At 59.0% G+C, this 13,748-nt stretch carries 14 protein-coding genes; 9 read left to right on the top strand and 5 right to left on the bottom strand.

The window, feature by feature from the left end:
* Positions 1 to 27 precede the first annotated feature (27 nt).
* Positions 28 to 357 carry a multidrug efflux SMR transporter subunit KpnF gene (gene kpnF, locus CWM54_RS04340; protein ID WP_061154707.1) on the bottom strand — a complete coding sequence of 110 codons (330 nt, stop codon included), beginning with the start codon at positions 355 to 357 and terminating at the stop codon, positions 28 to 30.
* Positions 344 to 706, bottom strand: coding sequence for a multidrug efflux SMR transporter subunit KpnE (kpnE, locus tag CWM54_RS04335; protein WP_008805029.1), 363 nt, complete (start codon positions 704 to 706; stop codon positions 344 to 346). The genes kpnF and kpnE overlap by 14 nt, the downstream gene beginning before the upstream one ends.
* Positions 707 to 1,147: 441 nt before the next feature.
* Here kpnE and CWM54_RS04330 point away from each other — a divergent pair, with 441 nt between their 5' ends.
* The 9 genes from CWM54_RS04330 to mdcH all read left to right on the top strand — a co-directional run bounded on the left by CWM54_RS04330 (position 1,148) and on the right by mdcH (position 9,467).
* Entirely contained in the window at positions 1,148 to 2,182 is a 1,035-nt protein-coding gene (locus CWM54_RS04330) for an AI-2E family transporter (RefSeq protein ID WP_100680145.1), read from the top strand.
* Between the two features lie 225 nt (positions 2,183 to 2,407).
* On the top strand, positions 2,408 to 4,063 hold the full coding sequence (mdcA, locus tag CWM54_RS04325) for a malonate decarboxylase subunit alpha (RefSeq protein ID WP_100680144.1): 1,656 nt from the start codon (positions 2,408 to 2,410) through the stop codon (positions 4,061 to 4,063).
* Positions 4,063 to 4,905 (top strand): triphosphoribosyl-dephospho-CoA synthase, encoded by an 843-nt coding sequence (locus tag CWM54_RS04320; RefSeq protein ID WP_100696126.1) that lies wholly within the window; start codon positions 4,063 to 4,065, stop codon positions 4,903 to 4,905. The genes mdcA and CWM54_RS04320 overlap by 1 nt, the downstream gene beginning before the upstream one ends.
* A 17-nt stretch (positions 4,906 to 4,922) precedes the next feature.
* Entirely contained in the window at positions 4,923 to 5,222 is a 300-nt protein-coding gene (gene mdcC, locus CWM54_RS04315) for a malonate decarboxylase acyl carrier protein (protein ID WP_012541865.1), read from the top strand.
* Positions 5,215 to 6,048, top strand: a complete 834-nt coding sequence (locus tag CWM54_RS04310; protein WP_012541866.1) for a biotin-independent malonate decarboxylase subunit beta — start codon at positions 5,215 to 5,217, stop codon at positions 6,046 to 6,048. Before mdcC ends, CWM54_RS04310 begins: the two co-directional genes overlap by 8 nt.
* Complete coding sequence (gene mdcE / locus CWM54_RS04305) at positions 6,048 to 6,848, top strand: biotin-independent malonate decarboxylase subunit gamma (protein WP_100696124.1); 801 nt, start codon at positions 6,048 to 6,050, stop codon at positions 6,846 to 6,848. The genes CWM54_RS04310 and mdcE overlap by 1 nt, the downstream gene beginning before the upstream one ends.
* A gap of 136 nt (positions 6,849 to 6,984) precedes the next feature.
* A complete protein-coding gene (locus CWM54_RS04300; RefSeq protein WP_012541868.1) occupies positions 6,985 to 7,944 on the top strand; it encodes an AEC family transporter in 960 nt (319 codons plus the stop codon).
* 3 nt (positions 7,945 to 7,947) lie between these two features.
* Positions 7,948 to 8,565: a malonate decarboxylase holo-ACP synthase gene (locus tag CWM54_RS04295; protein WP_100696122.1), complete on the top strand. Its 618-nt coding sequence runs from the start codon at positions 7,948 to 7,950 to the stop codon at positions 8,563 to 8,565.
* Entirely contained in the window at positions 8,565 to 9,467 is a 903-nt protein-coding gene (mdcH, locus tag CWM54_RS04290) for a malonate decarboxylase subunit epsilon (protein WP_100696120.1), read from the top strand. The genes CWM54_RS04295 and mdcH overlap by 1 nt, the downstream gene beginning before the upstream one ends.
* On the opposite strand, the gene CWM54_RS04285 is transcribed toward mdcH, so the two are convergent.
* The 3 genes from CWM54_RS04285 to mqo all read right to left on the bottom strand — a co-directional run bounded on the left by CWM54_RS04285 (position 9,457) and on the right by mqo (position 13,535).
* Positions 9,457 to 10,383, bottom strand: coding sequence for a LysR substrate-binding domain-containing protein (locus CWM54_RS04285; RefSeq protein WP_100696118.1), 927 nt, complete (start codon positions 10,381 to 10,383; stop codon positions 9,457 to 9,459). The two genes, mdcH and CWM54_RS04285, sit on opposite strands and share 11 nt — an antisense overlap.
* Positions 10,384 to 10,553: 170 nt before the next feature.
* Positions 10,554 to 11,738 (bottom strand): multidrug effflux MFS transporter, encoded by a 1,185-nt coding sequence (locus CWM54_RS04280; protein ID WP_100696116.1) that lies wholly within the window; start codon positions 11,736 to 11,738, stop codon positions 10,554 to 10,556.
* 186 nt (positions 11,739 to 11,924) lie between these two features.
* On the bottom strand, positions 11,925 to 13,535 hold the full coding sequence (gene mqo, locus CWM54_RS04275) for a malate dehydrogenase (quinone) (protein WP_240613990.1): 1,611 nt from the start codon (positions 13,533 to 13,535) through the stop codon (positions 11,925 to 11,927).
* Between the last annotated feature and the right edge of the window lie 213 nt (positions 13,536 to 13,748).

Here is a 13,748-nt window from a genome sequence, read left to right as displayed (position 1 = left end):
CCGCCTGGCTTTGCAGGCGGCGAGACGTCAGGCGAGTTTAATTAATACCATGCCGGCCACCAGCAGGATGAGCCCCGCCCAGCCTTTGTTATTCAGGCGCTGACCAAACAGTACCCAACCGGCGGCAATGGTCGCCGCGATACCGAAGCCGCCCCACAGCGCATAGGCGACCGACAGATCGATACCTTTGACCGCCTGCGACAGGGCGCTGAATGCGCCCAGCACCGCCGCCAGGGACAGGATGCCGTAGACCTTGCGGCGGAAGCCGTCGGAAAACTTCAAAAAGACGTTGGCAATGATTTCAAGCACGATGGCGATCGCCAGCCAGGCGGCGTGGATCCACTCAAACTGCTGCATGGGCCACCTCCTGCTTTGACGACGCTTTTTTCTGGGTGCCGGATTTAATTAAGACGATCCCCACCACCAGGGTGGTCAGGCCGGCGATCTTCAGCGGCGACAGGCTTTCATCAAACAACAGCACGCTGAACACGGTAATCAGCAAAATGCCGATCCCTTCCCATAGCGCATAGGCCACACCCAGGGCAATTTTTTTAACCGCAAAGGCAAGAAAAATATATGACAGAGCAATCATGGCCAGCATTAAAATAAAGCCGGTGTGCCCGCCACTCACGCTTGCCCATTTCATCGACAAGGTGCCGGTAATTTCAGCAACAATAGCTAAAGCTAATAAAATCCAATAAAACATGATCCCTTCTCCTGCTTGAGAATATAATCCATTACCGTTTACGCGAGGCGTAAACAGGAAAATTTCTGACGTAGATTTCGCTGTGCGCTTGGCGCCAGCTCAGGCAGAGAGAAGGTGACTATAGCGCCGAATGCCAGTGCTGCTCGCCGGCAAAACGGGAAAAAGAGAGAGAGACTGCGGGGTGGTTTAAAATATACATCCTGAACTGATTGTCCATAAAATTACAATTATCCGCGGTGTTGCTTCTCGTCCGTTGCGGATGAAAATTGTCCTCAGTAGTTATACACAGGTAAATTTGTAGCATAGTGCTACATTTAATTCAAAGAATTTGCAGTTCTTTACGCCGCCGTTTTGCTTCAATGCGTTTTTTCTGCAAAAAAACGTCATTATGCTAATGTAACGCAACCTGTTAATAGGCAAGGAAGATTGAGGTCGGGACCTATGGCTAAACCCATTATTACACTTAACGGATTAAAGATGGTCATCATGCTGGGCATGCTGGTGATCATCCTTACCGGCATTCGCTTTGCGGCGGACATTATTGTCCCCTTTATTCTCGCCCTCTTTCTGGCGGTGATCATTAATCCGCTGGTACAACTGCTGGTCCGCTGCCGGGTCCCACGCGTGCTGGCGATCTCGATACTGATTGGCCTCATCGTCATGCTGGCCATTGTGCTGCTGGCCTCGCTGGGGACCTCGCTTAACGAGCTGGCGCGCACCTTACCGCAGTATCGCAACTATCTCTACGAGCCGATGCAAACCATCGCCCCCTGGCTGCAGCGCATGGGGTTCACCGTCTCGGTGGTGGAGCTGAATAAATACATCGACCCTAACGCGGTGATGACGCTGGTCACCAGCCTGCTCACTCAGCTGTCGAACGCGATGTCCTCGATTTTTCTGCTGCTGCTGACGGTGGTATTTATGCTGCTGGAGGTCCCCCAGCTTCCCGCCAAGCTGCAACAGCTGATGTCCCGTCCGGTTGAAGGGATGGGCGCCATTCAGCGCGCCATCGACAGCGTGTCGCATTATCTGGTGCTGAAAACCGCGATTAGCCTGGTGACCGGCCTGGTGGTCTGGGGCATGCTGGTGCTGCTGGACGTGCGCTTCGCCTTTATGTGGGGACTGCTGGCCTTCGCGCTCAACTATATTCCCAATATTGGCTCCGTGCTGGCGGCTATCCCGCCGATCCTGCAGGTACTGGTGTTTGGCGGGCTGTACGAGGCGCTGGTGGTCCTGGCCGGCTACCTGATCGTCAACCTGGTGTTCGGCAACATTCTGGAGCCACGGGTGATGGGACGTGGCCTGGGGCTCTCCACGCTGGTGGTGTTTCTGTCCTTGATCTTCTGGGGCTGGCTATTGGGTCCGGTCGGCATGCTGTTGTCGGTGCCACTGACGATTATCGCCAAAATTGCCCTCGAGCAGACCAGCGGCGGTCAGAGTATTGCTTTCTTATTAAGTGATGTCAGTAAAGAATAACCCCTTCCCACGGCCGGCCGTGTACCGGCCGGCTTCCTCACCTGCGCTCTCCCCGTAGACCACTACGCCTTTCGTATTATTGATCCCTATCACAAACGGTAAGACCCAATCGTTACTCTAAAGCTAACAATCAGCCGCCGTGCTTAATTGATGCGCAGCGCCACGCATCGCACACTAACTTCCACCAGGACAAACGAAACGATTTGTCGAATCAGGAGGTTAACAATGAATGCTGAACAAACGACGGCGCGGGTCTGGAACCGTCGCCGGACGGAAAAACAGCGGCGGCTGGCCGAAGCGAAGATCGCCGGCAAAGTCATCCCCACTGACCAGCTGGTCAGCGTACTGGAAAATCTGCTCGCCCCGGGCGATCGGGTGGTACTGGAAGGCAACAACCAGAAACAGGCTGATTTCCTCTCCCGCATGCTCGCCGAGGTCAATCCGCAAAAAATTCACGACCTGCATATGATTATGCCCAGCGTAGGACGCAGCGAGCATCTGGACCTGTTTGAAAAAGGCATTGCCCGTAAACTGGATTTCTCGTTCTCCGGCACCCAGAGCCTGCGCATCTCGCAGCTACTGGAAGATGGCCTGCTCGAAATCGGCGCCATCCACACCTATATCGAACTCTACTCCCGCCTGTACGTTGACCTGTCGCCAAACGTTGCGCTGATCGCCGGCTATAAAGCGGACCGTAAAGGCAACCTGTATACCGGGCCAAGTACCGAAGATACCCCGGCGCTGGTCGAAGCCGCCGCCTTCCACGACGGCATTGTGATAGCCCAGGTCAACGAACTGGTGGACGACGAATGCGATCTGCCGCGGGTCGATATTCCCGGCTCGTGGATCGATTACGTGGTGGTCGCCGATAAACCGTTCTTTATTGAGCCACTGTTCACCCGCGATCCGCGCCTGATTAAGCAAGAACACATTCTGATGGCGATGATGGCGATCAAAGGCATCTACGCGGAACACCAGGTGCAGTCGCTCAACCACGGGATTGGCTTTAATACCGCCGCCATCGAGCTGCTGCTGCCCACTTACGGCGAGCAGCTCGGCCTGAAAGGCAAAATCTGTAAACACTGGACGCTGAACCCGCATCCGACCTTAATCCCGGCCATCGAGAGCGGCTGGGTGGAGAGCGTGCACTGCTTCGGTGGCGAACTGGGGATGGAAGAGTACATCCGCGCCCGCCCGGATATCTTCTTTACCGGCCCGGATGGCTCGATGCGCTCTAACCGCGCCTTCTGCCAGCTGGCAGGTCAGTACGCGGTAGATATGTTTATCGGTTCGACCCTGCAGGTTGATGGCCTGGCGAACTCCTCCACCGTCACCCGCGGCCGCCTTTCCGGCTTCGGCGGCGCGCCGAATATGGGCCACGACCCGCACGGTCGCCGCCACGCTACCCCGGCCTGGCTCAATATGATCACTGAACCAGACCCGATGCAGCGCGGGAAAAAACTGGTGGTACAGATGGTCGAAACCTTCCAGGCCGGCGTGAAACCGACCTTCGTTGAAACCCTCGACGCGGTTGAGGTGGCGAAAGCTTCCGGCATGCCGCTGGCGCCGGTGATGATTTATGGCGATGACGTGACCCACGTGCTGACCGAAGAAGGTATCGCTTACCTGTACCGCGCGGAGAGCCTTGAAGAGCGCCGGGCGATGGTCGCCGCGGTGGCCGGGATCACCGATATTGGCCTCGGGGTGGACGCCAAACGTGTCGCCGCCCTGCGCCAGAGCGGCAAAGTGGTCTACCCGGAAGATATCGGCATTCGCCGCAGCGATGCCACCCGCTCGCTGCTGGCGGCCGGCAGCGTCGCCGACCTGGTGGAATGGTCCGACGGACTGTACAACCCACCGGCAAAATTCCGGAGCTGGTAATGAAAAATCTCTCTCCCCAACTCGCAGAAAGCCGCGTCAGCTGGCTGGCGCATACCGCCAGCGCGTGTCTGATTGACGAAGCCCGTCTGAGCCCGAAACCGGGTCTGGTCGATAGTCGCGGCAACGGCGCGCATCAGGATCTCAATCTGGACCTGATGGAACGCTCCGCCCGCAGCCTGCAGCCGACCTTTCACGCGCTGGCACAGCAAAGCTGGCAGCGTCCGGCGGATATCGCCCTGCGCGAAACCGTCGGCCACCTCGGTCGCGAAGGTGAAGCGCAGATGATGATGGCGACGGGTGGGGTTAACACCCACCGCGGCGCCATCTGGGCGCTGGGCCTGCTGGTCAGCGCGGTGGCGATGTTGGGTGGGGAGGGTCAATCACAGGCGATCGCCGGGACCGCCGCCGCCCTCGCCCGTCTGCCTGACGGCTTCGCGCCGAAAAGCTTTAGTAAGGGGCTGCGCGCCAGCCGCCGCTGGCAGGTGCCGGGCGCACGCGAGGAAGCGCAGCGCGGATTTCCGCATGTTACCACCCTGGCGCTGCCGCAACTGCAGCAAAGCCGGGCGCGAGGCGCCAGCGAGCCGCAGGCGCGCCTCGACGCGTTGATGGCCATCATGACCTCGCTGAGCGATACCTGTGTGCTGTCGCGCGCCGGCATGAACGGCCTGCACGCTATGCAGCAAGGCGCTCGCGAGGTTCTGGCGGCGGGCGGTTGCGCCAGCGTCGCCGGTCGCGCCGCGCTGGCGCGCCTTGATGCGCAGATGCTGGCGCAAAACGCCTCGCCGGGTGGCGCGGCCGATCTCCTTGCCGCCACCCTGTTTCTCGACCGGGTTTCCGGCTAACGCATTCAGAGGATGTTATGGAACAGATTACATTGTCATTTCCTGCCAACCGCGCCCTCAGCGGCAAAGCATTGGCAGGGGTCGTAGGTTCAGGCGATATGGAAGTGCTTTATACCGCCGCACAGAGCGCCACGCTCAACGTACAGATCACCACCTCCGTGGATAACAGCCAGGCGCGCTGGCAGGCGCTGTTCGACAGGTTGAACCTGATCAACGGTCTGCCCGCCGGGCAGTTGATTATCCACGACTTCGGTGCCACGCCGGGCGTCGCCCGTATTCGTATTGAACAAGTCTTTGAGGAGGCCGCTCATGCGTAACGATCGCAGCTTTATCGAACTGCGCGCTCGCGAACGCGCCCACGCCCTGCTGGACGACGGCAGCTACCGCGAACTGCTGGATCCGTTTGAAGGCATTATGTCGCCGTGGCTCGGCGCGCAGGGCATCGTCCCGCAGTCCGACGACGGTATGGTGGTCGCCAAAGGCACTATCAACGGGCAACCTGCGGTGGTAATTGCCATCGAAGGCACCTTCCAGGGCGGCAGCATGGGCGAAGTCTCCGGCGCCAAAATGGCCGCCGCGCTGGAACTGGCGGCGGAAGATAACCGCAACGGTATCCCGACGCAGGCGGTACTGTGCCTCGAAACCGGCGGCGTACGTCTGCAGGAGGCCAACCTTGGTCTGGCCGCCATCGCCGATATTCACGCCGCGATTGTCGACCTGCGCCGCTACACCCCGGTGGTCGGCATTATCACCGGTACCGTCGGCTGCTTCGGCGGCATGTCCATCGCCGCGGCGCTGTGCAGCTACCTTATCGTCACCCGTGAAGCCCGTCTCGGCCTCAACGGCCCGCAGGTTATCGAGCAGGAAGCCGGCATTGAAGAGTACGACTCCCGTAACCGGCCGTTTATCTGGAGCATGACCGGGGGTGAAATTCGCGCCGCCAGCGGACTGGTCGACGCGCTGGTTAACGATGGCGTTAACGCCGTTAAAACCGCAATGAATGAGGCGATCGCCAAAGGCGTACCGGCCCAGCACCGCAGCGACAACTATGACGATTATCTGCGTCGCTTGAGCCAGTTCGATACCCGCCAGCAGGCGGATACCGCGCAGATTAAACAGCTTTTTGCCCGGGAGGATAAATAATGAGTCAGTTCCCAAACCGCGCCGCGCTGTGGCTGAATAAACTGGCGCCCGACGCGCCGCTGATGAGTGGTCTGTGCCCGTCGGTGCAGGTCGCAGATGGCCAAATTGATGGCGAAAGCGTCCGCTTTATCGCCGTGGTGCCTGACGCCAACAACCACTACCCGCGCGCCGCCGGCGGCGAAGTCGGCCTGCTGGAAGGCTGGACGCTGGCGAAAGTGGTCAACGAAACCATCGCTGCCGACGCCGACCAGGCTATCAAACGGCCGATCGTGGCAGTGATCGATGTACCGAGCCAGGCCTATGGCCGCCGCGAAGAAGCTTTCGGCATCCACCAGGCACTGGCCGGAGCCGCGGGCGCCTACGCCAAAGCCCGTCTTGCCGGCCACCCGGTGGTTGGTCTGATTGTCGGAAAAGCGATGTCCGGGGCGTTTCTGGCCCATGGCTACCAGGCCAACCGCCTGATCGCCTTTAACGATAGCGGCGTGCTGGTTCACGCCATGGGTAAAGAGTCGGCAGCGCGCATTACGCTGCGTACCGTAGAAGCGCTGGAGAAATTAGCGGCGACAATTCCGCCGATGGCCTACGACGTCAGCAACTATGCGACGCTCGGCCTGCTCTCCGCCCTTTTGGATATTAATAATCCGGATGCCCCTGACGACCACGATCTGTCGTTGGTCAGCAACACGCTGCGCGACGCCATCGCTGACGCGCGCAAAGATACCTCGCTGAAGTGCCGCCTGGGCGCGGAAAACCGCCGCAGCTCACAACGGGTTCGCGATCGCATGCGCGCCAGCTGGTAAGACGTTCGTACGTAAGTAGTAGAAGAAAACCTGCCGGAAGTCGTCCCCCGGAGCGCGGAACAAGCGCTCCGGGAAGGGATGGCTTTTAGAAAAAATAACAATCGCGCCAGTACTCTATTTTATTTACAGGTGATTTATGACTTATGTGATTATTCATGCTCTCGCGCCCATTTTCGTTATCATGCTGCTGGGTTTCTGGGCCGGAAAGGCCGGGATGGTAGATAACAAAAACGTCTCGCTGCTTAATATTTTTGTAATGGATTTTGCCTTACCCGCCACGCTGTTTAGCGCCACGGTACAAACGCCGTGGGCCGGTATCGTCGCCCAGTCGCCGCTGGTGCTGGTACTGACCGGCGCGATGTGGATCACCTATGCCGCGATCTACTTCCTCGCCACCAGCGTGTTCAAACGCACGCCGCAAGATGCCGCGGTGCTGACCCTCACCGTCGCCCTGCCAAACTATGCCGCGCTGGGTCTGCCGATCCTCGGCAGCGTGCTCGGTGAAGGCGCGTCAACCTCGCTGTCGGTAGCGGTCTCTATCGCCTGCGGCTCGGTACTGATGACCCCGTTCTGCCTGCTGATTCTGGAACGTGAAAAAGCCCGCGCCGCAGGTGAAAACAGCGGTTCTACGCTGGCGATGCTGCCGGTGCTGATGTGGCGCTCGGTGAAAAAACCGATCGTCTGGGGCCCGCTGCTTGGGGTGGTGCTTTCCGCTATCGGCATTAAAATGCCGGAAATGCTGCTGGCCTCCATCAAACCGCTGGGCCTGGCCGCTACCGCTGCCGCGCTGTTCCTCACCGGGGTGATCCTGTCGGCACGTAAACTGCAGCTCAATGCGCTGATCGCCACCTCCACCATCGTGAAACTGCTGGTGCAGCCGTTTATTGCCTGGGGTCTGGTGATGCTGCTGGGTCTGCACGGATCCATCGCCATTACCGCGATCCTGATGATTGCCCTGGCCGCCGGCTTCTTCGGCGTGGTCTTCGGCAACCGCTTCGGCGTGCAGTCTCCGGATGCTGAAGCCGTGCTGCTGTTGAGCTCGGTTCTGTGTATCCTGTCGCTACCGCTGTTTATCTCTTTGACTTCAGGACTGTAAACCATGTCATCAACGCCGCGTCCCCACGATTTAGTTTGGTTAAACCACGCCAGCGCCCTGGAAGACATTGCCGAGCCGTGGGTGGCTCAACAGTGGCGGGCCGCGCTGCCGGTAGTGGTGAGGCGCGACGTTGACGGCCAGGCCCGCATCCCGGTTGGGGTGCGGGGCATGAAGCGCGAGCAGCGCGCCGCCGGCTGGGTACAGGCGCACCATATCGTGCGCTGCGTGACGCCGGAAATGCTGGTGGAGCGCGACCGTCTGCTGGGCTCCCCTTTTGTTTCGCAGCCGCCGGTCCAGGCGGCTATCGCCCTTACCTTGCACAACTGGCCCTGGCGCTGGGGCGTCACCGGTAGCACCGGCTACGCGCTGGCAACCGAAATCCCGGTACTGCATGGGGCAAGCGATCTGGATCTGCTGATCCGCGCGCCGCAGCTGCTGGACCGCGAGGCATTGCTGGAATGGCAGGCCCGCGTGGCCCAACTACCGTGCCGCGCCGATACCCAGATAGAAACACCGTATGGCGCCTTCGCCCTTAATGAGTGGCTGCGCGATGGCCGCGCGCTGCTGAAAACATCCCGCGGCGCACGCTTAACCGCGACGCCGTGGCACAGGGAGGAATGATGAAAATTTTGTTTACTTTTCCCGGTCAGGGCGGCCAGCACCCCGCAATGCTGGCGGCCATCCCCGACCGCGAGAACATCTTCGCGCAGGCGCGCGAGGTGCTGGGGAATGAAGTCGATACTCTCGATAGCGCCGACGCGCTGAAGCATACCCGTGCAGTCCAGCTTTGTCTGCTGATCGCCGGTGTCGCCTGGGCGCGCGAACTACAACGCCAGGGCGTGGATCCGCAGATGGTCAGCGGGCTCTCTATCGGCGCGTTTCCGGCCGCGGTGATCGCCGGCGCGCTCGATTTCGCCAGCGCGCTGCGGCTGGTGGCGCTGCGCGGTGATTTAATGGAGCAGGCGTATCCTGAAGGTTACGGGCTGACGGCGATTATGGGCCTGACCCGCCCGCGGGTTGAGGCGCTGATGCAGGGCCACGAGGTTTATCTCGCCAACCTCAACGCCGAAACGCAGATCGTGATCGCCGGGCGTGATGAAGCCATGGCCGAGGTGGCGCAGCTGGCGCTGCGGGCTGGCGCCAGTAAAGCCCAGCGGCTGGCGGTCAGCGTGCCCTCGCACTGCGCACTGCTGGCTAAACCCGCCGCAGCGCTGGCAAAAGCCTTTGCCGATGTCACACTGACGCGGCCTAAGTGCACCTATTTAAGCGGCTCGACGGCGCGCGTGCTGTGGGATCCACAGCGGATCGCCGACGATCTGGCGATGAACATGGCGCGCACCGTGCACTGGCAGGAGGCGATGATCGCCGCCGATGAACGCGACGCCAGGCTGGCAATCGAGATGCCGCCCGGCGGGGTGCTCACCTGCCTGACCCGCCAGGCGGGCTGGCGCGGCGAGACCATTTCGCTGGAGCGCAGCGGCGTAGACGTCGCCCGCCACCTGGCGCAACGGCTTAGCGATTAATACTGCGGGCGTACATCCGCCCTTCCGCCGCCAGCGCCAGCAGGTCGGCATCGCGCTCGCGGTGGTGCGAATAGACGATAGCGATCAGCTGGCGCATCTGATAGGGTTCCGCCAGCTTTAACAGCTGCACATCGTTTTCATAAACTTTCTTCATGCGTCCCGGCAGCAACGCGAAGCCAACCCCTGCCTGCACCAGACTTATCATCGAAAAGATATCATTCACCCGGGTCACAATTTCCGGCTCAAAACCGGCCACCTGAAAGGCCTCCTGAAACCCGGCATAAGTCGCAAACCCTTCCGCCAGCGAGACAAACTTGCGGTCGCCGTAATCGCGCAGGTCAGCGAGCTCTGTGGTATCCAGCTGTTCCGTCGCCGGCGCGGCGAGGAAGATATCGTCTTCAAACAGCGGCACCACGTCGAAGGCCGAATGATTGTACTCGCCTTCATTGGTGGCGATTAAGATAGCATCCAGCGCATCGTCCTCCAGCATATCCAGCAGCATCTGGTTAGAGCCCATGGTCAGATCCAGCTCCAGCTCCGGACGACGCAGCTTCATCCCCATAATGATGCGCGGAACGGTTTCCAGCGTCAGCGAATAGAGGGTACCGATGCGCAACCGTCCCTGACCGACGCCGGCGACTTTACGCGTCGCCTCAAGCCCACGGCTCATTAGACTCATCACATCCTGGCAGTATTCAAGCAGCGTCCACGCCGCCTGCAGCGGCAGCAGGTTGCGCCCTTTGTGGACAAACAGCGGGCAGCCGACCCCCTCTTCGAGCGTATGCAGCGCGCGGTGCACGCTAACGCTGCTGAGCTTCATGGCTTCGGCGGTTCTGGCGATATTGCCCTTCGCCATAAACATCATAAAGACCGATAGCTTGCGGAAGGTGATCTCCTGGTTGATATCGTCTTTCATAGCCCTTCCACACTCCTGGTTATCGTTTTTCTGCAGTAATTCAAGGCAGTATAACAATAACCCTCACGTCCGTTTTGACCGCAACCGCTAATTATCGTCAATATCCCCCGCGTTGTCGGTTCGCTTACTCGCCAGCCGGGAAATCGACTTGTCTCTATGAGCTCAATTCATTAATCGACGCGCCGATGGAGCCACGCCAAAAGCAGGCTGGCGAGCGTAAAAGCGGCCATGATCCACGCCATCGTCCACGGAGTACCGTCGTGGAGCCATGCCAGCAGTAGCGAAGAGATAATGCCGCTGCCATACTGCAGCGAGCCGATCAGCGCCGAAGCGGAACCGGCATATTCACCGGCCTCATCCAGCGCCGCGGCGGTTGAGGTGGCGGCAATCACCCCATTCATTGAGAAGAACAGGAAAATACTCACCACAATCAGCGCCACGCCGCCGATATGCAGACGCACGCCGGCTGCCAGCACGACGACGGCAATCGCCGATACCGCCAGCGCCGCTTTCAACAGCGAACCTAACGCATGGCGCTGCACCAGACGACGATTGACCACGCTCATCAGCATAACCCCAACGATATTGACCGCGAACAGCCAGCCGTAGTGCTGCGGCGCAACGCCGTAATAGCGAATATAGACATCCGGCGAACCGGTGATAAAAGCGTAAGCCGCGACGTAAAAGAAAGTCAGACTGAGGGTATAACGCATAAACGTCCGGTTTTTTACCAACGCGGCGTAATTGCGAAACGCGCTAAGCGGCGATCCTTTCTGCCGACGCTCTGGCGGCAGAGTTTCCGGCAGCCAGCACAAGGCGATAAACATCAGAGCGCCAATCACCACCAGCAGCCAGAAAATGGTGTGCCAGCTGGTGAATTTAATCATCTGCCCGCCGATCAGCGGCCCGGCAATCGGCGCAATCGCCATCACGATAGTCAGCGTCGAGAGCATCTGCGCGGCGCGGGTACGAGCAAACAGATCGCGAACCATCGCCCGCGCCAGCATCGGCCCAGTGCAGGCGCCAAGCGCCTGAAACACGCGCCAGAAGACAATCTGATCGATGGTGGTCGACAGCGCGCAGCCGGCGGAGCCGATAATAAATAGCACCATGCCGATGAACAGCGGCGTGCGACGCCCCAGCCGGTCACTTATTGGCCCCCACACCAGCTGCGCCAGCGCAAAGCCAATCAGAAATCCGGTGATCGTCAGTTCGGCATCACCGTGCAGTTGCGCGGCCATCATCGGCATGGCCGGCAGATAGATATCGGTGGAGAGCGAAGTAAAGGCCATCAGGCCGCTTAAAATCAAAATAAAAAGCACCCCGCTGGTGGCGCGCTGATGCGATGAAGTCATTATGGTATCCGTTAAGGAGAGGAAAGCGGTGAAGTGACTGGCTATTTTAGCCGTTTCGGGGTAACGGATAATCCCCGGAAATCATAACAGGGTTATGAGCATCATTCATAAATAGCGGCAGGGAAATGTGGATGTAAAAAAGGGAAGACCGTGGTCTTCCCTTTTGTTCACTGCACGAATGTGCTTTTACAGCGCCATATCGTGCTGCGGCGAGGCGTCGCGCTGCGGTTCAGCCGGTTTGGCGGTCGCGGTTGGCGCAGCCGCTGGCATCTGGATCACCGGCGGCTTAGTCAGCTGCAGCGCCGCGGCGGTGTCATCCCATACCTGCTGGGTCAGCGCCACGTTACCGTTCAGCTTCTGACCGTAGCTCGGCACGATAGCGTGAATACGGCTCTGCCACTCCGGCGAGTTAAACTGCTGCGGGAACATCTGCTTGAGTACGTTCAGGGTGATCGGCGCGGCGGTGGAAGCCCCCGGCGACGCACCGAGCAGCGCAGAAATCGTTTTCTGCTGATCGACCACTACTTCGGTACCCAGCTTCAGAACGCCGCCCTTCTCTGCGTCTTTCTTAATGATCTGCACGCGCTGGCCGGCCTGGATCAGCTTCCAGTCTTCTTTACGCGCGTCCGGGTAGTACTCTTTCAGCGCAGCGAAACGGTCATCATCACTGAGCATCACCTGGCTGACGAGATATTTCACCAGATCGAAGTTGTCGAGACCGACGTGGGTCATCGGCAGCACGTTATCGGTGGTGGTGGTGCTGAGCAGGTCAAAGAACGAACCATTTTTCAGGAACTTGGTCGAGAAGGTGGCGAATGGCCCGAACAGCACCACGCGCTTACCGTCGAGGTAACGAGCGTCAAGGTGCGGCACCGACATCGGCGGCGCGCCGACCGAAGCCTGACCGTAGACTTTCTCCAGATGCTGCGCGGTGACCGCCGGGTTCTCGGTCATCAGGAACGAGCCGCCCACCGGGAAACCGGCATAGTTATCCGCTTCCGGAATACCGGTTTTCTGCAGCAGCTTCAGCGCGCCGCCGCCGGCACCGATAAAGACGTATTTGGCGTCAATAGTCTGCGCTTCCCCGCTCTGCACGTTCTTGATCGTCACGTGCCAGGAGTTGTCGGCATTGCGTTTGAAATCGGTCACCTCGGAGGAGGTTTGCAGGGTGAAGTGGTTATTTTTCTTCAGGCTGCCGATCAGCTGGCGGGTAATTTCGCCGTAGTTGACATCGGTACCCACCGGCGTCCAGGTGGCGGCCACCTTCTGCTGCGGATCGCGACCTTCCATCACCAGCGGCGCCCACTGTTTAATTTGCGCGTGATCGGTGGAGAATTTCATTCCCTGGAATAAGGTGGTCTGCTGCAGCGCGTTATAACGTTTTTGCAGGTAATCGACATTATCGCCCCACACGAAACTCATATGCGGTGTGGAGTTAATAAAGGAGTGCGGGTCGTGCAAAATACCGCGCTTCACCTGTGACGACCAGAACTGACGGGAAATCATAAACTGTTCGTTAATATCCAGCGCTTTGCTGACGTCAATCGACCCGTCCGCCCGCTCCGGGGTATAGTTCAGCTCCATATTCGCTGAGTGGCCGGTACCGGCGTTATTCCAGCCATTGGAAGATTCCAGGGCCACGCCGTCCAGTTTCTCCACCATGGTCAGGTTCCAGTCCGGCTGCAGCGCCTGCAGCCAGGTGCCGAGCGAGGCGCTCATGATCCCGCCGCCAATCAGCAGGAAGTCGGTTTTTTTAGAGGTATCCGCTTCAGCATGCGTCGCCGCGCTGACGAACATCGCTAATGCGGTAAAGGAAATAATCGTTTTTTTCATTGCAGGCATAATAGAATTATCACGTAGCACACGGTAATAAGAGGCAGCATATTAACGCACTTTTACTTTATTTTAAAATATCATTTACACTCTGGCATTTTTAATCAAATAATTATTTAACTTAAAAAAGTAAAGCGAGACATCAAAATGATACCTGGTGAAAAATAAGATCGAAAA

This window comes from Klebsiella sp. D-Nf1, from assembly GCF_002810515.1.
Classification (GTDB): domain Bacteria; phylum Pseudomonadota; class Gammaproteobacteria; order Enterobacterales; family Enterobacteriaceae; genus Klebsiella; species Klebsiella variicola.
This window is presented reverse-complemented; position numbering and strand designations above follow the sequence as displayed.